Here is a 23573-nt window from a genome sequence, read left to right as displayed (position 1 = left end):
ATATGTTAGCTTTGTTTGTTGAATCAGTTCTTCTTCGCCTTGGCCTTCTTCGGCTGAGCAGCAGCTGCTGCGTCGGCCTTGGCAGCAGCGGCTTCGGCTGCAACCTGATCGGCGCTCTTCGGCGACGTATCGATAACGGCACGCACGCCACCTTTCGCGGTCACCTGACAAACAGCAGTGCGCAGATCAACCTTGAGGTCAACGTCGGTGCCACCTGCTGCACCCGGACGGGAATTGACGGCGGAGATAACGCGCTCCGGCAGGAAGTATTTGTTGGCAGCGGCAGTGATGCATGGCTGCGCGAGCGCCGGATCGACATAGGAAGTTGGCGTGAAACGCGGCAGTGAAATCGTCGATGCGCTAACTGGCGCATCGGTTTTGCCCGGCGTCGCCGTCGAGGTCGGTACAGTCGTCGTGCAGGCAGCGGCAAGCGGGGCCAACATGGCAATAGCTAAAAAACGGGCTCCGGTGCGGGCGCGTCCGTACATGATCTACCTCATAGTATCTGCTGAGTAGGTAAAATTTTAAGTTCGATAACTATTCGGTTTTGTCAGATTGTCGAGTGGCAGGAAGGTCACATTGCCGGAATTTCGATTCGCATCCACAATCTGTCATCATTATTTTGCGAGAATCCAGTTCAGCATCTCACGCCAGTCGGACATGCGGATCGGCGTGCCGTGATTGCCGCTTTCGAAACGCCGGAACTGAACCGGATAGCCCGGCGCACGCTTACGTATTTCGCGATAGAAGGCTTCCTGCTTATCGATTGCAAAAACCGGGTCGCGGCTTCCATGTCCGAAGAAAATCGGTACACGCTTCCTGAACGCGGGCGACTTGAAGAATCCGTCATCCCAAAGCGAGCCAAGCAAAATGAGTCCTGCGAGCTGGTTACCCGCCTTTTCATTGGACGCTATGCGCCAGCACAGCGTTCCGCCTTGCGAGCCGCAGGACAGGATCAACGGAGCATTTGGTGATGATGCTTTGGCGGCCTCGATCAATCCGGCAATCTGCGCCTCACCTGTACCGGCGAAATCTTTGAAATCCGGCGTAATATACAGACCGCTATTTAGTGCCGCGAGATTCTTCACACGATTGAAATTGCCGCCAAAGGTAAAATCATTCATGCCTTGCAGGCGATTGCCGCCCCGACCGTGCAGGTAGATGACGATAAAGGATGCGCCTTCGCGTTTGCCCACTGTCATGGCCTTCACCGGCCCGGCGGCGGTCTGAAAGGTCACATCCTTCTGATAAGCGCGCGCCTTCAACGAGACATAGGCGTCTTTTACACGTTTTTCAGGCACCGCATCGCGCCCGTTGATATCGCGCATTTCGTTGTAGTCGATGACCTTGTAATCACCATTGTCGGTGCTGCTGATAATGCCGGGATAAGCGAAATAATCGTCCTTGTAGGGCGGCAACGTTGCTGCCCCCGATGCCATCACAGTCAAAAACAGAAACAATGTCCCAAACAGACCACCTATTCCATGTTTCGACATTCTATGGCTCATCGGATTACAACTCCAGCGTATGATAGCGCCTGTTAAGATAGATCAGCGCTTCATCATCGGATTTGGACCGCAGACCCACCACCTCCCCGAAAAGAACGTGATGCGTGGAATGATCCTGGACGCTGATCACTCGGCAGTCGAAAGCGGCAAGCGCCCCCTGCAACACGGGAGATCCCGTCAACAGAACATCCCAGCGTGCCAGTTCAAAGCGCTCATCCTGTGTCAGGCCGATACGGCCCGAAAACGCGTCTGCAAGCTGCTGATGCGAGCCTGCAAGCGTATTGACAGCAAAAACACCGTTTTCAATGAACAGCTGGTTTTCTTCGTGAATCTTCTGCAGGCAGATCAGGATTGTCGGCGGATTATCGGACACTGAACAGGCCGCAGTGAGCGTAAGACCGCGCCGCCCCGCGCTGCCAGCCGTCGTGACGATCTGTACTGCGCCGGCATAATGACTCATAGCATCCCGGTAGGATTTGGATTCCACCGAAGCTGCACTTGAAATGATGTTCTTAATCGTTTGCACGTCAAACAGAATCCGTCTCGCCCTATGGCATGTTACCTGAAGCCAGCTACCCAAATAACAAGCCCGTAATAACGACCCAAATAACAGGCCCCCATAACGGGCATTGCACAAAGGCGAGGAAACAGCTACCCACTTTTCGTTGAAAATGCCACGAATTGTTTAATGAAGACGGATCACGTGATCGAGCTAGCGAAACGTCCGGCCGCAGCGCTGGCAAGCATCCTCCTGATACTACTGGCCAGTTCGGTAGTTGCGCAGGCAGAGGATATGCGCGTTGGGCTCGCAGCACCACTGTCCGGGACGTTCGCCCCATTGGGCAATCAACTGGCGGAAGGTACCCGTGTCGCAGCAGCGGCGAAAAGCGTGAAACTCATTATCTCCGATGATCGCTGTGACGCAGATGGCGGCAGGGAAGCTGCGGAACGTTTCGTGCGGGAGAATGTCCGGCTGGCATCCGGTTTTCTGTGTCCGGAAGCGCTGGAGGCAGCACTTCCCATTCTCGCGACGGGAAACATTCCCATTGTAGCATCAGGTGTCAGCGAACCCACACTGACCGAAAGACGCGCAGCATCGCCGATGGCGGTGTTCCGTCTTGCAACCGGCCTCGACAAGGAAACGCAGGCTACCGGAAGTTTTCTCGGCAGTCTTTGGCGCGCACAAGCCTTTGCCATCATCGATGATGGCACGATTGAAGGACGCGAGCGCGCAGCACGTGTTTTGGCCAGCCTCAAAGAACAACAGTTGCAGCCGGCATTTACTGACACCTATCGGCCAGGGCTCGATAAACAAAATGCTCTGGTCGCCCGGTTACGGCGCGCGGGCGCTACCCATGTCTACGTCGGTGGCGAACGTGACGATATAGCGGCTATTGGGGCAAGCGCTGCCGCCCTTAACTATCCGCTGACGATTGCAGGCGGTAGTCTTCTGGAGGCTGCTCCCGGTGCGCAGCCCTTAAGTCAGGGCACTTTGATGATTGCTCCGCTCCGCCCGCAGGATCTTTCAACAGCAAAGCCCGCAATAGACGCCCTGCGTCAGGCAGGGAAACTTGCAGATGCCTATGCGATCATAGGCTATGCCAGCGCCGAAATTGCTAGGAATGCCATCAAGCGTGCAGACGAACAGAAGCAGCCACTTATCGACACACTCCGCAATAGTTCCTTTGAAACCGTTCTTGGCACCATCAAGTTCGATGGCAACGGTATCCGAACCGACAACCCGAACCGCCTGCAGCGTTTCGATGGCAAACGGTTCGTGCTAGCCGACAAGTAGTCCAATCAGGCTTGCAGCGATCACCAGTCCGGTCATCACGCTCATCGTCGACCAGAAAAGGTGAAGCGCGGCATCGATATCATTGGCGTTGGCTTCGCGTTTACCGGACGCATTCAGCATCGGCCCTTCGACTTTTTCAGCGCCATACTGGCGCGGACCGGCAAGCGCCAATCCCAGCCCACCTGCAAAGGCCGATTCCGGCCAGCCGGCATTGGGCGAGCGATGCAGACCCGCATCGCGGCGCATGACGGAGAACGCCTCTCCTCCCGAAAGCCTGCCTTTCGTGATCGCTGTAGCAAGGGAAGCAAGCAGCCCGGTCAGTCTGGCTGGGATATAATTGGCGACATCGTCCAGCTTTGCGGCAAAACGACCGAAGTGACGATAGCGGTCATTCAGATGGCCGATCATGGAGTCGGCAGTGTTGATGAGCTTGTAAGCGAAGAGGCCGGGCAAGCCGCCGACTAGAAACCAGAACGCAGGCGCAACAATGCCATCCGAGGCGTTCTCGGCAAGACTTTCTATCGCTGCACGGCTGACACCGCCTTCATCGAGATGTTCGGGATTGCGCCCGACGATCATCGACACAGCCCGGCGACCGCCTTCAATCCCTTCCTCACGCAATGCCAGCGCGACCGCCTGCACATGATCCGCAAGGCTTTTCTGCGCGAGCAGCACCGTCACGATCAGGATTTCGGCAACTGCACCGGCAGTCCCGGCGAAAGGTAAAGAGAGTTCAAGCACAAGCCCGAGGGCCACGCAGGCCATCACCAGCCCAATCGTCAGCCACATGCCGTTTCGGCCAAGCATTGAGGCAGAGAGATTGCGGTTGTTCCAGCGCTTTTCGCCCCACGAAATCGCTTTCCCGAACAGAACGACCGGGTGTGGTACCCTCTGCCACAGCTGTGGCGGGTCGCCGACAAAACGATCCAGAAGAAGCGCCAGCGAAAGGATAATCAACTTTATTTCCATGAGCTTGACCAGAAAAACTGAATCAAAATTTCAACGCCTTTTCAAACCGCGCAAGCGCCACATCATCCAAAGGCAAACCAATGCGCAACCAGCGCGGGGCGTAATTGAACTTCCGGACCAGAATATGTCTCTCGCACAATCTGGTATAAATCCCGAGTGCATCTGCGTGTTCAACGAGGGAAAACAGCGCCGTTCCGCCAATTTCTTTCAGACCGGAGTTTTCAAGTACAGCCGACAATTCCTGCCGTCGCAGACCAATACGTATGCGATATTCTGCAAGCGCTTCGGTATCGTCAAAGGCATGACTGGCAATTGCAAGCGCTGGCCCCGAAACCGCCCATGATCCAAGCCGCTGCGCCAATGCCTCAACGAAACGAGCGTCGGCAATTGCAAAGCCCAACCGAACGCCAGCAAGCCCAAAGAACTTGCCGAAGGATTTCAATACGATTATCGGCGCATCTTCTGCATTTGCGGCAACGCTGATGGCCTCATGTGCATCGGCGAAAGCCTCGTCAACAACCAGAAACCCGCCGCGAGCACCGAGCTTTTGCGAAAGATGCAGGAGAGCCTCTTTCGAAATCACGCGACCATCAGGATTGTTCGGGTTAACGATGACTGCCGCAATCGCCTCGTCTGGAATTTCATCAATTGTCGCGCATTGCACGACCTTCCAGCCGGAAGCGGAAAATGAGGCCGCATGTTCCTGATAGGTAGGCCCGAGGACGGCAACCGTCGACGGGGCAACCAGCGTCGGAACGAGCTGAATCAAAGCCTGCGTGCCGGGCGCTGCCACAATTGGGGCTTTCTCGTTCAGCCGATAATGGATGCGAGCCAATCGCAGCGTTTCCTGCAGCAGCCCCTCGTCCGGCAAGCGGTTCCAGATTGCCGGTGTCAGTTCGGGAAGCGGAAAATGCTCGGGATTGATGCCCGTCGAAAGGTCGAGCCAATCTTGCGGCCTGCCGCCAAAACGCGCGACTGCCTTGTCGAGCGCACCGCCATGCTCGATTTCTGCGCTCAAGTTTTCTCTCCGCAAAAATCGATGACATGCATGAACGAGCCTGAAACGGAACCGACCCGCAGGCCCACTTCACCAACATCGTCGCCGATAGCATCGCGTGCACGGAAAAGACGATCCGCCTTTCCTTCGCGCACGATGCTGGCATAGTGAAACTCATGCGCCTTCAATGGCTCCGTCCAGGGGGAACCTTCAAGCGGTTCCAGCACACGGTAGCCGAGATGCAATTTTCTTTTCGCAAAGCTCGTCTCAAGCGGCAAAAGCCCCAGCATAGGGTGGGCAACACCCTCTGCATCCTGCAAGCTCTCGCCGAGAACCATGTAGCCGCCGCATTCGCCGTAAACCGTCAACCCACGCGCTGCGGCTTCGCGTATACCTGCCTGAAAACGTCCGGCCTGCGCCAAACGCCCGGCATGCAATTCAGGATAGCCGCCCGGCAGATAGATCGCGTCGGCATCCTGTCTCGGAGACTCATCGCCAAGCGGTGAGAAGAACGAAATTTCCACCCCTCGCCTGCGCCAGCCTTCAAACAAATGCGCATAGGTAAAGGCGAATGCATCGTCGCGGGCAACGGCGATGTGGCTGCCAAGCGGCTTCAGGCGTGGAACATTGGCCATCGCATCGTAACGCTTCGGTCGCGACCAGATCGTCTGCAGCGCGTCCAGATCGATATGCGTTTCCATTGTATCTGCAGCGTGTTCGAGAAAGCTCTCAAGATCGGAGTGCTCGCCCGCCTGCACCAGCCCCAAGTGCCTTTCCGGCAAGGAAAGAGCAGTATCGCGGGGCAATGCACCAAGAACCGGAATACCAAGAGGTTCCAATGCGCCGCGCAACATTGCCTCATGACGAAGACTACCGACACGATTGAGGATAATTCCCGCAATCAGCACGTCCTTGCGAAACTGGCTGAACCCCCACACCAGAGCGGCAATGGAGTGTGATTGTCGCGCGCAATCCACCACCAGCACCACCGGCAAATCGATAATCCGGGCCAGATCGGCAGAAGAACCCTTGCCGTCTATGGCTCCATCAAAGAGCCCCATCATGCCCTCGGCAACCAGAAGTCTGGCGCCACTTTCCGTCATACGAGAGGACAATGCGCTGATAAGTTCAGGGCGCATTGCCCAAGGGTCCAGATTGAAGCAATCCATCCCGCTTGCAGCCTTGTGATAAGCGGGATCGATATAGTCCGGGCCGACCTTAACCGGCGCAAGCTCTTCTCCCCGCCGCTTCAAGGCGCGCAACAAGCCCAGCGTTACCGTTGTCTTGCCAGCCCCGGAAGCTGGCGCTGCTATCATGAAACCCTTCATGCGCTCTGCACTCTCTCACTTTGGTTTCGTCTGGAAAGCGGGTCACTGGATAGGACTTTACCGCTTAACGCGCCCATCCAGTCCAGCCCGGCGCGCAGACGAACCACTTCACCCACGACCACGATGGCGGGCGGGGTCAGCCCCGCCGCTTCGACATCTTTTGCAGCCTGTATCAGTGTTGTTTCAAGCACGGTCTGGTCAGGCAAGCTGGCATTGCATACAAACGCAACCGGCTCATCCGGCGAACGCCCGGCCTCGATCAGGCGCTTGGCGATGAGGCCGATATGCTTCATCGCCATATACATGACGATGACAGGCGATGACCTGGCAATGCCCGCCCAATCGACGCCATCCGGCATGGCCCCGGTTGCGTCATGCCCGGTCAGGAACGTTACCGACTGGTTGATATCGCGATGGGTGGCTGCAATACCTGCATAAGCAAGGCCGCCGATTCCTGCGGTCACTCCGGGAACGATGCGGAACGGAACACCATGTTCCACCAAGGTCAGCGCCTCTTCTGCTCCCCGTCCGAAAACAAACGGATCGCCGCCTTTCAGGCGAAGCACCTTCTTGCCCTGTTTCGCAAGTTCAACAAGCCGCAGGGATATATCGCGCTGTTTCGGCGAGGGCTTACCGCCGCGTTTGCCTGCATATTCCAGCACAGCGTCCGCATTCTTGAGAGAAAGACAGGCATCATCCACCAGCGCGTCATAAACGATGATATCCGCCTGTTGCAAAGCTTTGACGGCGTGAAGCGTCAAAAGGCCGGGATCGCCCGGCCCCGCCCCAACGAGCCAGACATGGCCGGGTTCCATCGCAGGCAAGGTCACTTTGCTCCTCGCAATGACACATGCTGCCGTTTCTTCAGCCTTGTTCATTCTCGTCAACCACATTGATCCACTAGCGGCACAGCTATCAGATACATTATAAGGCGTCCATGAATGACGAAACCGCCCCAACGAATAAAAGTCAGGAAAAAGCCGAGCTTCGCCGCGGCTGGACCACTGGTGCCTGCGCGACCGCTGCCACCAAGGCAGCATTGACAGCACTGATTACCGGAGAATTCCCTGATCCTGTCGGTATAATTCTGCCCAAAGGGGAAGTACCCTATTTCCAGCTTGCTTATGAAGGATTGGGCGAAGGCTATGCGATGGCAGGCATCGTCAAGGATGCGGGCGACGACCCCGACGTGACCCACGGCGCCACGATCATCTCGACAGTGTTTCCGGCTCCTCCCGGAACCGGCATCCTCTTTCGCGCTGGTGAAGGGGTTGGAACAGTTACACGGCCCGGCTTGCAAATTCCTCCGGGCGAAGCAGCTATCAATCCGGTCCCACGTCGCATGATGACGGAAATCTGCGAGCAGACCTGCGCTGAATATGGCCTGCCCGCCGATCTCGTCATTACCATATCGGTGCCCGGCGGCGAGGAGATTGCCAAGAAGACATGGAACCCGCGTCTCGGTATTATCGGCGGCATTTCCATTCTTGGCACCACCGGTGTGGTTCACCCGTTTTCCTGCTCAGCCTGGATACATTCGATCCATCGCGGCATCGACGTTGCGCGTGCAGCCAGACAAAAACATGTGCTCGGCGCGACCGGTTCAACCTCCGAAGACGCCGCGCAGGCGCTCTATGATCTGCCGGATTTTGCCATTCTCGACATGGGCGATTTCGCGGGCGGTGTGCTCAAATATCTGCGTGACCACCCCATCGACAAACTTACAATCGCCGGCGGTTTCGCCAAGCTGACAAAGCTTGCCCAAGGCGCACTTGACCTCCATTCATCGCGCTCGCAAGTGGACAAGAGCTTCCTCTGGACAATCGCCGAAAAGGCTGGCGCGCCGAAAAGCATGAAGGATCAGATTCTCTTTGCGAACACTGCTATGGAAGTGCTTGAACTGACTCGATCATTTGGCATCGATATGGCTACGCCAATTGCGCTTAAGGCGAAAGAGACAGCGCTCGAAACCCTTCGTGGTGCGCCTGTGGAAGTCGAAATTATCGTGACTGATCGCAGTGGAAATATCCTTGCGCGCGTCTGACCCCAAGATACTCATTTTGGGTGGAACGGCCGAGGCTGCGGCGCTTGCAACGGCCTTTGCGGAACTGCCCGTCAATGCCATCACATCGCTTGCCGGACGCACCAGCAATCCAGCAAAACTGACTGGAACAGTTCGAAGCGGCGGCTTCGGAGGCATTGACGGCCTTACCTCTTATCTCGATAGCGAAGGGATCGATCTTATCATCGATGCGACCCACCCTTATGCTGCGCGCATCTCGCAAAACGCAGTTCAGGCAGCAAGCAAGCGCGGCATACGATTGGTGCGACTGGAACGCCCCGCCTGGGAGGAAAAGCCCGGAGACGCTTGGATCGATATTTCCAACGAAGCCGAAGCAGCGAATGCCATCCCGCCCGGTGAGCGTGTGTTTCTGGCGCTCGGTCGCCAGCATATCGCCCCCTTTGCGGAGCGTGCCGACGTTCATTTCATCATCCGTATGATCGATCCGCCGGATGTGACACTGCCACAGGATTGCGAGATCGTTCTGGCAAAACCCGGCGATTACGCTGCGGAGAAGCATTTTCTGGAGGGCCGCAGGATCGGGCTGATCGTCTGCCGCAATTCAGGGGGCACCATTTCCTATGCAAAAATCGAAGCTGCCCGCACGCTTGGGCTTCCGGTCATGATGATTTCCCGTCCACCGGTTGTAGCCAAAAACATTGTCGCCTCGCCGGAAGATGCGATCATATTCGCCCGCGCAGCACTAGGTTTTTGAACGCGCCACATGGCTATGCGCTTCATGATAAAGCGCTGAATCGCGAAAGCTTTTAGGGTCCAGTCCGCGTCCGACAAAAATCATTGCCGTGCGTTTCAACCCGGATGCGGCCACCTTCTCCGCTATATCCGACAACGTACCGCGTAGAATCAGTTCGTCAGGCCATCCGATGCGATAAGCAATGACGACCGGGCAATCAGCACCGTAAAGAGGTGCCAGCTCGGCCTCGATTTTGCTAAGGTTCCGTATGGAGAGATGAATTACCAGCGTCGCCCCCGACCGCCCGAGCGTGGCAAGGTCTTCACCTTCAGGCATCGCAGATGATTTCATTGAGGTGCGGGTCAGAATAATGGTCTGATTGACCTCCGGAATGGTCAATTCTCGTTTCATGGCAGCCGCAGCGGCCGCAAAAGCAGGCACACCTGGCGTCACGTCATAAGGAATGCCGAGGCTGTCCAGACGACGCATCTGTTCGGCCATCGCACCATAGATCGACGGATCACCGGAATGAACCCGTGCAACGTCGAAGCCTTGCGCATGTGCGGCTTCCATTTCGGCGATAATCTCATCAAGGGTAAGCGATGAACTATCGACAAGCCGCGCATCCTTAGGTGCTCCGGCAACAATCTCCTTCGGCACCAGCGACCCAGCATAGATACAGACAGGACATTGCTCGATCAGGCGCAGACCGCGCACGGTGATAAGGTCCGCCGCGCCGGGACCGGCTCCAATAAAATGAACAGTCACGATTTTCCCTTCCTGAGCCGCGGACATGACTTTCCATAAGGTGGAAAGTCAATCTGTTTCCGGCAGCAACTCTTCGATATCGTTGAAGATCGACTGCCATTCTTCATCCGTCAGCTCGAAGAAATTGAAGCTGCGCAACAGGAAAGCACCCTCATTGGCTATGAAGGCCAGCCGAGCCATTCGCCCTTCCCGTGTGGAGACATCAAGCCCATCCCATTGCTTGCGATACCAGAGGCGGGTTTCATCCAGATACTCGGTATTCGGAATAAGACTGGTCATCATAGCCGCGAAGCGCGAGTCGTCTTCGGCATCGCTTTCGCGGGTCACACGAATATGGGCTGCAATATGAGACAGAGCGCCCATGCGGCCTTGCCTTTTCTTGTCGACCTGTGCGTCGAAACGATCGCCCCACCGCCCGATCATCGCTTTTAAAAGCCCGTCCTTATTGCCGAAGCAATATTGGACGCCCCCTTTGGTCACACCGGAAGCCTGCGCGACGGCCTCCATCGTCAGAGCCGCCAACCCACCTTCTGCGACGAGCTTTTCTGCCATATCGAGCACATGGTCGCGGTCGATTGAACGCGGCCTACCCATTTTGTGCAAATTATTACTTTCCATACGGACGGATTTATATTAGGTGGGCCTTCCTCGCAAGTTTGAATACAAGCGTATTGAAAAGGTACTATCCAATGTCGCCTAAAAATCGCTGGCTGGTTCTGACTATTGTTTCCAGCGCATTGTTCCTGATCGTCGTCGACATGACGGTGCTTTACACAGCACTGCCTCGCCTCACCCACGATCTCGCGGCCAGTGCTTCAGAAAAGCTCTGGATCATGAACATCTATCCGCTGGTCGTTGCAGGTCTCCTGCCCGGTCTCGGCACGCTCGGCGACAAGGTCGGCCACAAGCGCATGTTCATGTCCGGGCTGGCGATCTTCGGGCTTGCCTCCTTCTGCGCAGCCTACTCACCGAACCCAGAGTTTCTCATTGCCGCCCGCGCATTTCTTGCTTGCGGTGCCGCCATGATGATGCCCGCGACGCTTTCCATCATTCGGCTGACATTCACCGATGACAAAGAACGTTCGCTTGCGATCGGCATTTGGGCTGCCATTGCATCAGGCGGCGCCGCAATTGGTCCCGTGGCTGGTGGCGTTCTGCTCGAATATTTCTGGTGGGGTTCGGTCTTCCTTATCAACGTGCCCGTTGTACTGATTGCGCTGGCATTGTCGATCTTCACACTTGAAAACCGTCCGCTCGGCTCAAAACGCAAATGGGATCTGATCGGTTCTATCCAGATTATGGTGGGATTGATTGCACTCACCTATGCCGTGAAGGAACTCGCAAAACGCGATGCATCAATGATCGTGTTCGCAGCTGCGCTAGCAATCGGACTGGTCGCGTCGTTTATCTTTGTGCAGCGGCAATTCGCAAGCGACGAACCGCTGATCGACTTCTCCCTGTTCAGCAACCGGCTATTTTCGATGGGCGTTTTCGCAGCCCTTGTGGCCTCTGGATCAATGACAGGTATGGAACTCGTTTTCAGTCAGCGCATGCAGTTGATTGAAGGCATGACACCCTTGCATGCCGGATTGTCCATCTTGCCTATTCCTCTTGCCGCCTTCGTTGCAGGCCCACTCGCAGGAATAATGCTACCACGCCTCGGAACAGGCAAACTGCTATGGTCATCGTTGGGGATCACAGCACTTGGCGTTATCGTCTACATTCTGACTTACAAGACTTCGGCATCGTTTTATCTGATCGGCCTTGCGATTCTCGGATTCGGCGTCGGCGCAGCGATGACAGGTGCATCTTCGGCAATCATGACGAATGCACCAGCTGAAAAGGCAGGCATGGCAGCTTCCATTGAAGAAGTCTCCTTTGAACTCGGCAACGCCCTCGGCGTTACGCTGTTTGGAAGCATTTTGTCAGTGTTCTACACAGCAAGCCTTGTGATTCCTGAAGGCGCAGGTATTCCCGCAATTGTGCGCGACAGCCTAGACGAAGCGCTTCTGGCGGCTCAGTCCCTACCGCCAGCCGATGCACAAACTCTGACAACACTGGCATCAGCTGCTTTTGAGAATGCTTATCTTGCCGTCATCACAGCGACCGCAACTCTGCTTTCGGTTGCTACGCTCGTGGCTTACGTTATTCAGCGGTGTAAAACTGTTATCGCGTAATCCAGGTTCAGGATCGGGCAACAGCCAATGCCGCAGTTGCCCGGCCTGATGCAGTTTTTTCGACCATAAGAAAACCATTAGCCCCTGTAGCAGCAAGCGCAGCCGATTCGGCTACGCCATGACATCCGACAGAACAAAAAACAGCTTCCGATGGATTTTTAAGACGTGGTGTTTCCTCTTCCAGTCGCTCAGCATCAAAGAAACAAAGTGCACATGCATAATGCGCCGCAAGCTCAGTCCATATCGGATCGCCGCGTTTGGTGCTCAAGGTAGCTATGGCATCCGGCCTCGAACACAAACCTTGTGACAACACTTGATCAGCCAAGGCCGAAAGCTCATCGAATGTCACATCCGACGAACCACCCATACCAAGAACGGTATTGTAATTCCTAAAACCCACAGGGTGACGACTGGCGGGCTTTGTGGAGTTCTTCCGGCTTGACGCCAAGCGTATCAGCAATGCGCTGGATCATCGTTGCCTCGGAACGATCAAGCCGATTATCGGAGCATGCAATCTTCACGAGGTCACTCAGCAACGCCAAACGGCGCTCCGGCGCCATCTCTGCCAGCATGTTGGCTGCTTGCTTGGTTGTCGTCTCATAGGCAAAATCCTTGAGATACTCCGCCACCTCTGGAAGCTCTTCCGGCGGAATACCGAAATTCTTTTCGGCAATTTCCTTGAATGCGGCTATTTCAGCCGGATGCTGGTCGCCATCGGCAAACACCACATGCAACAGCAAAAGCAGTTCAGAAGCGAGTGCCGGGTCGTCGGCCACACGCTGCACAGCGCTCTTCTTGCTTAGAAAAGCAGTAATTCGCTCGAAAATGCTCTCGCTCATGGAACCCCTCAAAATATCGGTCAGCGTATAATGAATAACGCCGGATGCATTGGAAAACAATCTCGCTTAACGCACTGGCTTTCTTCGCAGATTATCCTTGTTTGACTGGCGTTCGCCGAGCCACTGCTCTATGTTGCCCCGACCTCTCCCTTTAGGCTCCCCCGATGCTTGAATTCTTCGACACGCTTACCCTGCTCCTGACGGCTGCGGCATTCATAGCAGGAATCATCGATTCCATCGCCGGTGGTGGTGGAATGATTACAATCCCCGCCTTGCTGCTGGCTGGCATCCCACCCGTCGAAGCGTTGGGCACGAACAAGCTGCAAGGTTTGTTCGGTTCATCTTCGGCAACCATCGCCTATGCCCGCAAAGGGCACGTGGACATCAAGCAACACTGGCCAGAAGCTCTTGCCTCCCTCATCGGTTCCGTATTCGGCGCGTTGCTGGCAACAGTTCTCCCCGTCGACATCATGCGCGCAGCGCTGCCAATTCTGCTCATCGCGATTGCGGTCTACTTTGCCATCAAACCGAGCCTTGGCGATGTCGATCGTGCACGACGCATCGGCCCATTCCTGTTCGGCGTAACACTCGTTCCGTTGATCGGCTTTTACGACGGTCTCTTCGGTCCCGGGACTGGATCGTTCTTCATGCTCGCTTTCGTCGCACTTGCCGGTTTCGGCGTACTGAAAGCCACTGCCCATACGAAGCTTCTCAACTGCGCATCCAACATTGGTGGCTTCGCAACCTTTGCCGCCGTCGGTGTCATCAACTGGAAGATCGGTATCTGCATGGGCGTCGCCCAATTCATTGGCGCACAGATCGGCGCAAGCCTCGCCATGAAGGTCGGCTCACGCATCATTAAACCGCTTCTGATCGTTGTCAGTCTGGCGCTGGCAGTTCGCCTTCTTATGGACGAAACCAATCCGCTGCGCCAGTGGATCGGGTTTTAGAGCGCGTTTCGATCTGATTGTATCAGATCAGCGCTCTAAATATTTGTTTTGGGCCGCGCATCTTTTCCGAAAACCGTTTCACACTTTTCGGGATGCGCTCTAAACCCGGAGCGCGACCAGCACTACACCACCGCCAATCAGCAGAATACCGAACCAGTTGATAAGAGACATGCGCTCGCCAAGGAATGCCGCACCGAACAGTGCCACCAGCACAACTGACAATTTGTCGATCGGCGCGACGCGCGATGCGTCGCCGATCTGCAAGGCCCGGAAATAGGCGAGCCACGAAGCGCCGGTCGCCAAACCTGAAAGCACCAGAAATAGCCACGATCTTCCGGAAATCTCGCCCGGTTTCTGCCACTGACCAGTGACCGTCAGAAACAGGCACAGCGCACCGATGATGACCAGTGTGCGCACGAGTGTGGCAAAATCCGAATTGATGCCTTGAATACCGATCTTGGCGAAGATTGCCGTCAGCGCAGCAAAAACCGCCGACATCAGCGCCCAAAATTGCCAGCTATCTATCATCAAAACTCGATACCCTTCTGTGCCTTCACACCAGAGCGGAATGGATGCTTGATCATCTCCATCTCCGTCACAAGGTCCGCCGCTTCGATCAACTCGTCCTTGGCATTGCGACCGGTAATGATGACATGCTTCATCTCCGGCTTGGCTTTGAGAACTTCAATCACTTCCTCGACCGGCAGATAATCGTAGCGAAGCACGATATTAAGCTCGTCGCAGAGCACCATATCGTAGCTTTCATCCAATATCATAGCCTTGGCTTGTTCCCACGCTCCACGTGCCATGGCGATATCTCGCGTCCGGTCCTGAGTCTCCCAGGTAAAGCCTTCGCCCAATGCTGAGATGGTCACCTGTTCGGGGAATTTCTCGAGCACCCAGCGCTCGCCCGTGTCCCAAGAGCCTTTGACGAATTGCACGACACCGATCTTCATTCCATGGCCAAGTGCACGGAAAACCATCCCGAAACCGGCGGTCGACTTGCCCTTTCCCTTACCGGTATGGACGATTACCAGCCCTTTTTCCTCGGTCTTTGTCGCCTGGATCTTGTCGCGGGCGGCTTTCTTCTTGCGCATCTTGTCCGCATGGCGTGCATTCAGCTCCTCTTCCGTCATCGAAAGAAGTTTTTCCGATTTCTCAGCCATTTACCGCCCTTTCCGGATTCAATTTTTGAAGATTTGAACTCAATGTTTCCAACTCGAACCGTGCAGAGTTGGAGCGAGGCGTCCAGAATCCGCGTAAGATGGCATCGTTGAGTTTCGCTGCCGTCTCAGCCAGTGCTGCCGGATTTTTCTCGGCCATGAAATCATGCACCGACTTGTCGGCGATATAAGCCTGATAGACCGCCTCGAAATGATGGTTGCCGACCTTGCCGGTGGTGGCGGCGAAGGCGAAAAGATAATCGACAGTGGCCGCAATTTCTGCCGCGCCCTTATAGCCGTGGCGCATGACGCCTGCGATCCACTTCGGATTGGCTGCACGACCGCGTACGACGCGTGAAAGCTCTTCCTCCAGTGCCCGGATCACCGGCTTATCCGGTCGGGAATGGTCGTTGTGATAGACCGCAGGCATTGCGCCGCTCAAGCTTTCGACGGTAACAGCCATCCCACCTTCGAACTGATAGTAATCATCGCTATCGAGAAGGTCGTGCTCGCGATTATCCTGATTTTGCACGACCGCCTGAACCGAACGAAGCCTTTCCTCAAGAAGGCCGCGCTCTGCTTGCCCTTCCTCGCCCGCACCATAAGCGTAACCGCCCCAGACAAGCCAGGCGTCCGCCAGATCGTTGCGTCCGGCCCAGCCGTTCTCGTCGATCAAGGCCTGCAAGCCTGCTCCATAAGCGCCGGGCTTAGACCCGAAGACACGATAACCCGCACGGCGCTCCGCTGTCTTTTCGTCTGCCCCGTCTGCAACGAGGCGCGCCTGCTCAATCCGCATGCGTGCTGCGACCGGATTATCTTCCGCATCCTCATCAAGGGCTCCCACTGCGCGCGCAGCCTTATCGAATAGTGCAATCTGTTCTGGAAACGCATCGCGGAAAAATCCAGAAATGCGCAATGTCACATCGACGCGTGGACGGCCAAGCTTTGCAATCGGAACAATTTCGTATCCGGTTACCCGGCGTGACGCCATATCCCATACCGGCTTGACACCGATCAGCGCCAAGGCCTGCGCAATGTCATCGCCGCCCGTGCGCATATTCGATGTGCCCCACGCGGTCAGGCCGAACGATGTCGGCCATTCACCATGATCCTGCGTGTAGCGGGTAATCAGGAGCTCCGCCGATTTGCGTCCGAGTTCCCATGCCGCCGGTGTCGGCACGGCGCGGCTGTCAGTCGAAAAGAAATTGCGTCCCGTCGGCAGAACATCCGGTCGCCCGCGTGTCGGCGCGCCCGATGGCCCCGGCGGCACGAAGCGGCCTGAAAGGGCCGTCAGAAAACCTTCAATTTCCGAAGGCCCGCACGAAACGACCATGGGTCGCAATTGCTCTTCGATAGATTGCAGCACAGCCCGCGTCTGTGTCCAGCCTTCCGGGCATGGCACTTCGCCCGCCACCAGTTGCGCGGCAAGAATTTCGATGCGTTCAACCGTATCGCCCGCGATGCGCCATGTTGCGGGACTGGCGGCAAGCAGCATTTCCGGCTTCGTGCCTGCCCATGGCGCCGCCATCGTGCAGTCCAGCGGGTCGAAACTTTCACCAAGCCCCGCATCGGCGGCAATGGCGCGTTGCAGGCTCTGGTCGCCCAACGCGCCGCCAAGCGAAACCGGAATGCCGCGCGGCACACGCGCCAGCGCCACCAGAAGGTCGGTCAGTAACCTGCCTTCAGGCGCGAGCCCGAAAATATGCAACCCGTCGCGTATCTGCATTTCCTTGAGATCACAAAGATAGGCGTCGAGCTTTTGCAGCGCCATATCTTCATCGTCATGGTCGTGAATACCCGCATCGCGATCAAGCCCGATATCGCGCACGAGATCGAGTATCTGCCCTTTCAGCCTCAGCAGGCGGCGCGGATCGACGCCGGAGGCCTCGTAATATTCGTCCACCAGCGCTTCAAGGTCTTTCAGCGGCCCATAACTTTCAGCACGCGTGAGCGGCGGCGTCAGATGGTCGATGATGACCGCGCTGGCGCGACGCTTGGCTTGCGTGCCTTCGCCCGGATCATTCACGATGAACGGATAGATATGCGGCATGGGACCGAGTACGACCTCGGGATAGCAGTTTTCGGACAGCGCTAGCGCCTTCCCCGGCAACCACTCCAGATTTCCATGCTTGCCCATATGCACAATGGCATTGATACCTGCGACCTCACGCAGAAAAGCGTAGAAAGCAATATAGCCGTGCGGCGGCACCAGATCAGGCGAGTGATAAGTCTCTTTCGGATCGATGTTGTAACCGCGCGCAGGCTGAATGCCTACGAAGGTTTCACCCAACCGCATCAACGGCAATGCGAAAGCGACAAGTTCCTGCGCAAAATAAGGGTCATTTTCCGGCGCACCCCAGCGGCCTTCGATTTCCTTCTGAATCGCAATGGGAAGTCTTTCAAAGAAAGCCTTGTATTGATTCAGTGAAATCGTTTCGCGAATCTCACGTCCGTCACGCGCAGCATTGGTCGGGCCTGCCGTCAACGCACGCATCAATGCATCACCGTCCACGGGCAGGTCAGCGACGGGATAGCCGCCCTTCGCCATAGCGTGCAGTACTTCAACCGTTCCGGCTGGCGTATCGAGCCCTACCCCGTTTCCAAGCCGTCCGTCACGGTTCGGATAATTCGCGAGGATAAGCGCAACACGTCTTTCATCAGGTGATTTCCGCTTCAAACGCACCCAGTTTGCAGCAAGTTGCGCCACAAAGCCCACGCGGTTTTCATGCGGCTCGTGTGTCACGATATTCGCTTCCACTGCCGCATCGAACTGTTTTGCAGACTTGAAGGATACGGCACGCGAAAGCACACGTCCGTCCACTTCGGGCAAAGCGACATTCATCGCCAGATCGCGCGCCAACAAGCCCTGCTGTGATGTTTCCCAAACTGCCTTCGGCGTGCCGGAGAAAATCACCTGCAACACCATATTGCCGCGCTTATCGAGTACAGTCGGCTTGCGCTCCGCCCCCGGCGAAGAAATTGCAAACCCCGTGGCATTCAAAACGATATCCGGCGGACAATCCTCGAACAGACCGTCGACGACCGCGGCAGACAATCGATCCTTGAGGCTCGAAACGAATATCGGAAGCGGATTGAGGCCCTTTGCCTGCAAAGCAGCAATCAGCGCATCGACGGGCTGCGTCTGTCCGCTTTGCACCAGCGCCCGATAAAAAATAATGCCCGCGACAGGTGCGTTTGCATCGCTCCAGTGCTTGCGGATGCTGTCCAGCGACAAGACATGCTCTCCCGGCCACCACAGACCAGCCTTGAGCAGAGGTGCAGCACTTTCCGGCTTCTCGGAACCCGCAATCAGCGCAGCGCAGTAGTGAAGGAATGCGCCGGTATTCGCAGCCCCGCCCTCGATCAGATACTGCCAGAGTTCATTTCGCTCGTGCGCAGAGATCGTCGAAAACCGGTCCAGCCCGTGATCCGGCTTGTCGTCTCCCGGCAATACGGCAATCTTGATACCGTGATTGAGTGCGCAAGCATGCAGCGCTTCCAACCCGTAAGGCCAGTATGTCTCGCCACCAATGATGCGCACCACGATGAGGCTCGCATATCTGGCAGTACGCTCCACATAAGCGTCCACCGACATGGGATGGGTAAGACTCAAGAAATTGGCCAGTCGCAAGCTTGGCAAATCCGGCGCAAGTCTGTGTGCCGACGCCAAACTGGCCAGTTCGGTATCGGCAGCGGAAAGGAACAATATCTCTCCCGGCGTCTGGCCGAGATCGACGGCTTCATTGCCGTCGCTGATTGTTCCTTTCTGGGCAAGAAGAAGATGCATTGGTCAGACAGCGTCTTTCACGGCCTTGGCGATGGCTGCTTCATCGATGTCGTGCAGCCCGATCACGACCAGTCGCGTGGATCGCGCCTCATCCTTGCCCCATGGACGGTCGAAATAATGCTCGATGCGTGGGCCGACTGCCTGCACGACCAGACGCATCGGCTTGCCCGGCACATCGACAAAGCCCTTCAGGCGAAGAATATCGTGTTCCGCAATGACCGCTTTCAGCTTTTCCGTGAACAGCTTGGGATCGGCCACAGAGCCCGCTTCGAGCACGAAGCTCTCGAACTCGTCATGATCGTGCTCATGTCCATCTGCATGATGGATTTCATGGTGGGATTTGCGGTTGGTGATGTCGTCTTCAGTGCCAACGCCAAGGCCGAGCAAAACGTCAGCTCCAAGCTTGCCAAAGCTCGCAGGAACCATATTCACCCGGCGCGACGAACGCTCGGCCACATCGGCCTTAACACCGTCGAGCATTGAAGCGTCAATCAGATCGGCCTTGTTGAGGACAATCAGATCGGCTGCATGAATCTGATCCTCAAAAAGTTCCTCTAAAGGGCTTTCATGGTCAAGAGATTCGTCCGCTGCGCGCTGTGCATCCACCTTGTCGTGGTCATCGGCAAAACGACCTTCGGCAACGGCTGCCGCATCAATCACGGTTACCACACCGTCGACGGTTACCTGCGTCTTGATTTCCGGCCAGTTGAATGCGGCGACGAGTGGCTGCGGCAATGCCAGGCCGGAGGTCTCGATCACAATATGATCTGGACGATCAGCGCGATCCAGAAGCTTGGTCATGGTCGGGATGAAATCATCGGCAACGGTGCAGCAGATACAACCATTATTGAGTTCAATCACATCTTCTTCACGGCATGCTTCGATACCGCAACCTTTCAGAATACCGCCATCGACACCGAGATCACCGAACTCATTGATAATCAACGCGATGCGTTTTCCGTCAGCGTTTTCCAGCAGGTTGCGGATCATCGTCGTTTTGCCCGATCCGAGAAAACCGGTGATGACTGTTGCGGGAATTTTCTGTCCCTGCATCGATTTATCCCTTCATCTTGAGCGGCAGCCCTGCCGCCATGAAATAAACTTCATCCGCAACCGCGGCCACTGCCTGGTGCAGAAAGCCTGCATGATCGCGAAATTCCCGTGCCATGCGATTTTCCGGCACGATCCCAAGTCCAACTTCGTTCGAAACAAAAACCACAGACCCGGCAAGGTCCGGCAGCATAGCGACAAGACTTGCCGTCTCAGTTGCTATATCGCGCTCGGCCATCATCAGATTGGTCAGCCACAGGGTCAAACAATCAACCAGCACGAACCGATCCGCAGCAACATGCAATGTTAGTGCGCCAATGAGATCGAGCGGCTCCTCTACCGTCTGCCATTCTGAACCACGGCGGTCGCGGTGAATGGCTATGCGGCTTTCCATTTCCTTGTCGAAGGCGCGTCCTGTTGCCAGATAGAGCGGCTGAAGCCCCGAGGACACGACCATCTTCTCGGCATAGGATGACTTGCCCGAACGGGCTCCGCCAAGGACCAGAACCGATTTTCCCGGCGAAGCCATTTTCATCAACCCTCAATCTCGGACGACGCATAGTGCTGGATGAACCAGCCGAGCGCGAGGCCGATCACCGCCCACATAAACAGGTTGGTCGCCAGCGATGCGACCGCATATTGCGACGCAAGCAGCGCGGGAATGGGAGACGAAATATCTTCCGGATGCGGTGCACCATAGAGATGCGGAGCCATAATCAGCACTAGCCCAAGAATCTTCGCCCAGATTTCCTGGCGTAAAACGATGAGATAGAGCCCCAGACCGCTCAGCACCACGGTTGCAATCCACCATAGCTGACGTTCGGCCAGATCGGCCGCCGGCATTGCCGGCAATTCCGGTGACAATCCCAACGCGGGCAGAAAGGCGACTGCAAAAAAGCCAGCAACACCCCAATAGATGCCGTTCTGCGCCGTAATGCGACGCCCGAGAAGCAAGGCCACGCCACCGAGCAGCAAGGCAAAACCCGCGCCTGCCACGAGATTCGCAAGGATTGTATTGCCCAACCGTCCGAACGGCAGTTCGGCTCCTTCTACTTCAGCATCTGCGGCAGTGGCACCATGTTCATGCGGCGTGGCTTCCGCCTCGCCATGGCTGTGACCACCGCCAGCATCTTCATAGGTTTCGGCCTGCAGGATCAACGGTACTGTCTTCAAATACATGGCTGGAGTAATCAACAGCCCGGCCAAAAGACCGGCAGCAAGCGTCGCCAACAAATAACGGATCAACATTTCTGTCCCTCAATAGCAATTTCGCGCCGATGGCCGTCCGCCATCGAGCCTTGCTCAACTTCAATTCTCAAAAAGGTTAGGCTGCTCAGTGGCAGGGAAAACCATAAGAATGGCGCGTATCGTGTGCTGAATCGTGCAGCGTATCGGAATGGGCAAGCCCTACGCCGTAAATCAGGAACGCGCCGAGAAGCAGAGAAACGACAGCTGTGCCCAGACGGGCAGCAAGCGGCATTGCGAGTGTGCTGGAAACAGAATCTTGAGTACGTGCAGCCATGACAACCTCCGTGCAGGCAGCAGGGAAAAACCTCCCATGGGGTTCAGGCTCTATGCCTTCACGCAACAGGCAGGTCTCCTGGCTCACGGGTCGCGGGGATTGAAGCTACCTTCCCAGAAGCCTTTAATGCTTCCAGTGGTTACCGGTTGCCCGGCTTGCTTCATCCCTCTCCGCTCTACAGTCGCGGGGTCGGCTGCGATAAAGACGCCCGGATTGGGTCCGTCCGTCGCATTCCCTTTTTGGTATCGCCGGGATTCGTCCCGGCAAAGACCTGTTGCATGGTTTTGACACTAGGCTTTCGCCCCATCGGCGTCAATCGCGACCGATGATTGACTACCTCATTTCAAATTAAACAATGCATCGATATCGAGACAGGCTTCCAGCTCCTCGGACAGTTCATCCAGCGCGGCCTCGACACTGGCACGATAACTCATCTGGCTACCGCTCACACCAAGCCCCTGCAAAAATCTCCGACGGAACTCGTCAGCACTAAAAACACCATGAAGATAAGTCCCCATGATCCGCCCATCTGGAGATACCGCTCCATCATCATGCTCGCCAATACGGGCAAATGGCCTCACCATATCCTGTCCGATCGTGCGCCCGATATGAATTTCATATCCGTCCAGCGGCACATTATGGAGAATCGAGGTCGCCTGCACATTGCGGACAACTTTTTCAGGTTCCATCAACGTTTCAACATCGAGAAGCGCCAACCCATCGATATCGCGCACATGGCCCTCGATACCGGTCGGGTCGCTGATGTGGCGACCAAGCATCTGGAACCCACCGCAGATACCAAGCACATAACCGCCCCGTTTCACATGGGCAAACAATTCCAGATCCCAGCCATTGTCACGAACCGCCTGCATATCGGCTATCGTAGACTTTGTTCCCGGCAGAATGACAAGGCCCGCATCGCCGGGAATACTCGATCCAGGCGGCACCATGACTACTTCTACATCCGATTCAGTTTTTAGCGGATCAAGATCATCGAAATTGGCGATGCGCGGCAACATAGGCACCGCAACCACGAGTGACTTCTTTTTTCCGCGTACTGCACGCTCAAGAACAACCGAATCCTCGGCTGGCAGTCGCGATACTGCTTTCAGCCACGGAACCACGCCGAAAGAACGCCAGCCGGTAAACTGGGTAATGGCAGCCAGCCCGTCATCAAAAAGCGAGATATCGCCCCGGAACTTGTTGATCAGAAATCCGCGAACCATGGCGCGGTCCTGTTGGGAAAGAATAGTGTGCGTGCCGACGAGAGAAGCGATAACGCCGCCCCTGTCTATATCGCCAACGAGAACGACCGGGACATCGGCCTGCGTGGCAAATCCCATATTGGCGATATCGCCAGCCCGCAGGTTGATTTCAGCTGACGACCCCGCCCCTTCCACAAGCACAAGGTCCGCGCCTTGGCTGATCCTGGCAAAGGATTCCATGACAGCCGCCATGAGCTGCGGTTTCAACTCCTGATAATAGCGCCCACGCGCTTCGCCCCGCACCTGCCCCTGTACGACGACCTGACTACCCATGTCAGTCTGCGGCTTGAGAAGCACCGGGTTCATATGAACAGACGACGGTACACCACAAGCCAGTGCCTGCAACCACTGAGCTCTGCCGATTTCACCGCCATCGTCGCTAACCGCCGCGTTGTTAGACATGTTTTGGGGTTTGAAAGGGCGAACATTGAGACCACGGTTACGTGCGACGCGGCATAATCCGGCAACAAGAACACTTTTGCCGACGTCCGAACCCGTTCCCTGAAACATGATTGCGCGTGCCATAAACTGCTGCCTAGCTTAAACTGAACTCGCTGGCAACGGGACCGCACGCGACGAACGTCTATGCAAAAATGCGCATCAGTTTATTACAAATGTGAGCAACATTATTCCAATGGAGCGTTGGCAGCCCTCCACCGTTATGATCTAGTCCGGGGGAAGAGCTGCGGTGCTACAGGG

Annotated in this window: 24 protein-coding genes and 1 riboswitch; of the genes, 5 read left to right on the top strand and 19 right to left on the bottom strand. The window is 56.1% G+C overall.

Annotated elements, in window-relative coordinates:
- Positions 1-23: 23 nt before the first annotated feature.
- From JNC70_RS08710 to JNC70_RS08700, 3 genes are all read right to left on the bottom strand, one after another.
- Complete coding sequence (locus JNC70_RS08710; protein WP_104755857.1) at positions 24-488, bottom strand: hypothetical protein; 465 nt, start codon at positions 486-488, stop codon at positions 24-26.
- Between the two features lie 129 nt (positions 489-617).
- Complete coding sequence (locus tag JNC70_RS08705; RefSeq protein ID WP_374788576.1) at positions 618-1508, bottom strand: alpha/beta hydrolase; 891 nt, start codon at positions 1506-1508, stop codon at positions 618-620.
- Positions 1509-1512: 4 nt separating this feature from the next.
- Positions 1513-2034, bottom strand: coding sequence for a flavin reductase (locus JNC70_RS08700; protein ID WP_104755859.1), 522 nt, complete (start codon positions 2032-2034; stop codon positions 1513-1515).
- A 162-nt stretch (positions 2035-2196) separates the two neighbouring features.
- On the opposite strand from JNC70_RS08700, the gene JNC70_RS08695 reads away from it, so the two are divergent.
- Positions 2197-3303 (top strand): branched-chain amino acid ABC transporter substrate-binding protein, encoded by a 1107-nt coding sequence (locus JNC70_RS08695; RefSeq protein ID WP_104755860.1) that lies wholly within the window; start codon positions 2197-2199, stop codon positions 3301-3303.
- Here JNC70_RS08695 and cbiB read toward each other — a convergent pair.
- The 4 genes from cbiB to cobA are packed head-to-tail and all read right to left on the bottom strand — an operon-like array spanning position 3289 to position 7475.
- Positions 3289-4272: an adenosylcobinamide-phosphate synthase CbiB gene (gene cbiB, locus JNC70_RS08690; RefSeq protein ID WP_104755861.1), complete on the bottom strand. Its 984-nt coding sequence runs from the start codon at positions 4270-4272 to the stop codon at positions 3289-3291. The genes JNC70_RS08695 and cbiB overlap by 15 nt on opposite strands.
- Positions 4273-4294: 22 nt before the next feature.
- Positions 4295-5290, bottom strand: coding sequence for a threonine-phosphate decarboxylase CobD (gene cobD / locus JNC70_RS08685; RefSeq protein WP_104755862.1), 996 nt, complete (start codon positions 5288-5290; stop codon positions 4295-4297).
- Complete coding sequence (locus JNC70_RS08680; RefSeq protein ID WP_104755863.1) at positions 5287-6597, bottom strand: cobyrinic acid a,c-diamide synthase CobB; 1311 nt, start codon at positions 6595-6597, stop codon at positions 5287-5289. The genes cobD and JNC70_RS08680 overlap by 4 nt, the downstream gene beginning before the upstream one ends.
- Entirely contained in the window at positions 6594-7475 is an 882-nt protein-coding gene (cobA, locus tag JNC70_RS08675; RefSeq protein ID WP_104755864.1) for a uroporphyrinogen-III C-methyltransferase, read from the bottom strand. Before cobA ends, JNC70_RS08680 begins: the two co-directional genes overlap by 4 nt.
- Positions 7476-7534: 59 nt before the next feature.
- Between cobA and JNC70_RS08670 the strand changes: the two genes are divergently transcribed.
- Positions 7535-8641 carry a cobalt-precorrin-5B (C(1))-methyltransferase gene (locus JNC70_RS08670; protein ID WP_104755865.1) on the top strand — a complete coding sequence of 369 codons (1107 nt, stop codon included), beginning with the start codon at positions 7535-7537 and terminating at the stop codon, positions 8639-8641.
- The gene (locus tag JNC70_RS08665; RefSeq protein WP_104755866.1) at positions 8628-9374 is read left to right on the top strand and encodes a cobalt-precorrin-6A reductase; all 747 of its coding nucleotides are present in this window, start codon (positions 8628-8630) and stop codon (positions 9372-9374) included. Before JNC70_RS08670 ends, JNC70_RS08665 begins: the two co-directional genes overlap by 14 nt.
- Here JNC70_RS08665 and cobM read toward each other — a convergent pair.
- Positions 9363-10121 carry a precorrin-4 C(11)-methyltransferase gene (gene cobM, locus JNC70_RS08660; RefSeq protein ID WP_104755989.1) on the bottom strand — a complete coding sequence of 253 codons (759 nt, stop codon included), beginning with the start codon at positions 10119-10121 and terminating at the stop codon, positions 9363-9365. The genes JNC70_RS08665 and cobM overlap by 12 nt on opposite strands.
- 48 nt (positions 10122-10169) lie before the next feature.
- Positions 10170-10715, bottom strand: coding sequence for a TetR/AcrR family transcriptional regulator (locus JNC70_RS08655; protein WP_245414766.1), 546 nt, complete (start codon positions 10713-10715; stop codon positions 10170-10172).
- A gap of 95 nt (positions 10716-10810) precedes the next feature.
- Between JNC70_RS08655 and JNC70_RS08650 the strand changes: the two genes are divergently transcribed.
- Positions 10811-12298, top strand: a complete 1488-nt coding sequence (locus JNC70_RS08650) for an MFS transporter (protein WP_104755868.1) — start codon at positions 10811-10813, stop codon at positions 12296-12298.
- Positions 12299-12305: 7 nt separating this feature from the next.
- On the opposite strand, the gene JNC70_RS08645 is transcribed toward JNC70_RS08650, so the two are convergent.
- Positions 12306-12665 carry a cobalamin biosynthesis protein gene (locus JNC70_RS08645; protein WP_104755869.1) on the bottom strand — a complete coding sequence of 120 codons (360 nt, stop codon included), beginning with the start codon at positions 12663-12665 and terminating at the stop codon, positions 12306-12308.
- A gap of 22 nt (positions 12666-12687) precedes the next feature.
- Positions 12688-13137: a tellurite resistance TerB family protein gene (locus JNC70_RS08640; RefSeq protein WP_061346103.1), complete on the bottom strand. Its 450-nt coding sequence runs from the start codon at positions 13135-13137 to the stop codon at positions 12688-12690.
- Between the two features lie 164 nt (positions 13138-13301).
- On the opposite strand from JNC70_RS08640, the gene JNC70_RS08635 reads away from it, so the two are divergent.
- Positions 13302-14087, top strand: coding sequence for a TSUP family transporter (locus tag JNC70_RS08635; RefSeq protein WP_104755870.1), 786 nt, complete (start codon positions 13302-13304; stop codon positions 14085-14087).
- 99 nt (positions 14088-14186) lie between these two features.
- On the opposite strand, the gene JNC70_RS08630 is transcribed toward JNC70_RS08635, so the two are convergent.
- The 8 genes from JNC70_RS08630 to JNC70_RS08595 all read right to left on the bottom strand — a co-directional run bounded on the left by JNC70_RS08630 (position 14187) and on the right by JNC70_RS08595 (position 23399).
- On the bottom strand, positions 14187-14615 hold the full coding sequence (locus tag JNC70_RS08630; RefSeq protein ID WP_104755871.1) for an EamA family transporter: 429 nt from the start codon (positions 14613-14615) through the stop codon (positions 14187-14189).
- A complete protein-coding gene (gene cobO / locus JNC70_RS08625; protein WP_104755872.1) occupies positions 14615-15253 on the bottom strand; it encodes a cob(I)yrinic acid a,c-diamide adenosyltransferase in 639 nt (212 codons plus the stop codon). The genes JNC70_RS08630 and cobO overlap by 1 nt, the downstream gene beginning before the upstream one ends.
- Positions 15246-19037 carry a cobaltochelatase subunit CobN gene (cobN, locus tag JNC70_RS08620; RefSeq protein WP_104755873.1) on the bottom strand — a complete coding sequence of 1264 codons (3792 nt, stop codon included), beginning with the start codon at positions 19035-19037 and terminating at the stop codon, positions 15246-15248. The genes cobO and cobN overlap by 8 nt, the downstream gene beginning before the upstream one ends.
- A 3-nt stretch (positions 19038-19040) precedes the next feature.
- Positions 19041-20090 (bottom strand): cobalamin biosynthesis protein CobW, encoded by a 1050-nt coding sequence (cobW, locus tag JNC70_RS08615; RefSeq protein WP_104755874.1) that lies wholly within the window; start codon positions 20088-20090, stop codon positions 19041-19043.
- 4 nt (positions 20091-20094) lie between these two features.
- Entirely contained in the window at positions 20095-20616 is a 522-nt protein-coding gene (gene cobU, locus JNC70_RS08610) for a bifunctional adenosylcobinamide kinase/adenosylcobinamide-phosphate guanylyltransferase (RefSeq protein WP_104755990.1), read from the bottom strand.
- Between the two features lie 5 nt (positions 20617-20621).
- Positions 20622-21335, bottom strand: a complete 714-nt coding sequence (locus JNC70_RS08605) for a CbtA family protein (protein ID WP_104755875.1) — start codon at positions 21333-21335, stop codon at positions 20622-20624.
- An 85-nt stretch (positions 21336-21420) separates the two neighbouring features.
- On the bottom strand, positions 21421-21609 hold the full coding sequence (locus JNC70_RS08600) for a CbtB domain-containing protein (protein WP_061346096.1): 189 nt from the start codon (positions 21607-21609) through the stop codon (positions 21421-21423).
- Positions 21610-21660: 51 nt separating this feature from the next.
- Positions 21661-21899, bottom strand: a riboswitch (cobalamin riboswitch).
- Between the two features lie 48 nt (positions 21900-21947).
- Positions 21948-23399: a cobyric acid synthase gene (locus JNC70_RS08595; RefSeq protein WP_104755876.1), complete on the bottom strand. Its 1452-nt coding sequence runs from the start codon at positions 23397-23399 to the stop codon at positions 21948-21950.
- Between the last annotated feature and the right edge of the window lie 174 nt (positions 23400-23573).

It is taken from the genome of Brucella oryzae (assembly GCF_041929965.1).
GTDB lineage: Bacteria > Pseudomonadota > Alphaproteobacteria > Rhizobiales > Rhizobiaceae > Brucella > Brucella oryzae.
This window is presented reverse-complemented; position numbering and strand designations above follow the sequence as displayed.

What these genes read in the sequence shown, in the direction of transcription:
- JNC70_RS08710 (WP_104755857.1), bottom strand. Translation starts at nt 488, where the DNA reads ATGTACGGACGCGCCCGCACCGGAGCCCGTTTTTTAGCTATTGCCATG.
- JNC70_RS08705 (WP_374788576.1), bottom strand. Translation starts at nt 1,508, where the DNA reads ATGAGCCATAGAATGTCGAAACATGGAATAGGTGGTCTGTTTGGGACA.
- JNC70_RS08695 (WP_104755860.1), top strand. Translation starts at nt 2,197, where the DNA reads ATGAAGACGGATCACGTGATCGAGCTAGCGAAACGTCCGGCCGCAGCG.
- cbiB (WP_104755861.1), bottom strand. Translation starts at nt 4,272, where the DNA reads ATGGAAATAAAGTTGATTATCCTTTCGCTGGCGCTTCTTCTGGATCGT.
- JNC70_RS08680 (WP_104755863.1), bottom strand. Translation starts at nt 6,597, where the DNA reads ATGAAGGGTTTCATGATAGCAGCGCCAGCTTCCGGGGCTGGCAAGACA.
- cobA (WP_104755864.1), bottom strand. Translation starts at nt 7,475, where the DNA reads ATGAACAAGGCTGAAGAAACGGCAGCATGTGTCATTGCGAGGAGCAAA.
- JNC70_RS08670 (WP_104755865.1), top strand. Translation starts at nt 7,535, where the DNA reads ATGAATGACGAAACCGCCCCAACGAATAAAAGTCAGGAAAAAGCCGAG.
- JNC70_RS08655 (WP_245414766.1), bottom strand. Translation starts at nt 10,715, where the DNA reads ATGGGTAGGCCGCGTTCAATCGACCGCGACCATGTGCTCGATATGGCA.
- JNC70_RS08650 (WP_104755868.1), top strand. Translation starts at nt 10,811, where the DNA reads ATGTCGCCTAAAAATCGCTGGCTGGTTCTGACTATTGTTTCCAGCGCA.
- JNC70_RS08645 (WP_104755869.1), bottom strand. Translation starts at nt 12,665, where the DNA reads ATGGGTGGTTCGTCGGATGTGACATTCGATGAGCTTTCGGCCTTGGCT.
- JNC70_RS08640 (WP_061346103.1), bottom strand. Translation starts at nt 13,137, where the DNA reads ATGAGCGAGAGCATTTTCGAGCGAATTACTGCTTTTCTAAGCAAGAAG.
- JNC70_RS08635 (WP_104755870.1), top strand. Translation starts at nt 13,302, where the DNA reads ATGCTTGAATTCTTCGACACGCTTACCCTGCTCCTGACGGCTGCGGCA.
- JNC70_RS08630 (WP_104755871.1), bottom strand. Translation starts at nt 14,615, where the DNA reads ATGATAGATAGCTGGCAATTTTGGGCGCTGATGTCGGCGGTTTTTGCT.
- cobO (WP_104755872.1), bottom strand. Translation starts at nt 15,253, where the DNA reads ATGGCTGAGAAATCGGAAAAACTTCTTTCGATGACGGAAGAGGAGCTG.
- cobN (WP_104755873.1), bottom strand. Translation starts at nt 19,037, where the DNA reads ATGCATCTTCTTCTTGCCCAGAAAGGAACAATCAGCGACGGCAATGAA.
- cobW (WP_104755874.1), bottom strand. Translation starts at nt 20,090, where the DNA reads ATGCAGGGACAGAAAATTCCCGCAACAGTCATCACCGGTTTTCTCGGA.
- cobU (WP_104755990.1), bottom strand. Translation starts at nt 20,616, where the DNA reads ATGGCTTCGCCGGGAAAATCGGTTCTGGTCCTTGGCGGAGCCCGTTCG.
- JNC70_RS08605 (WP_104755875.1), bottom strand. Translation starts at nt 21,335, where the DNA reads ATGTTGATCCGTTATTTGTTGGCGACGCTTGCTGCCGGTCTTTTGGCC.
- JNC70_RS08600 (WP_061346096.1), bottom strand. Translation starts at nt 21,609, where the DNA reads ATGGCTGCACGTACTCAAGATTCTGTTTCCAGCACACTCGCAATGCCG.
- JNC70_RS08595 (WP_104755876.1), bottom strand. Translation starts at nt 23,399, where the DNA reads ATGGCACGCGCAATCATGTTTCAGGGAACGGGTTCGGACGTCGGCAAA.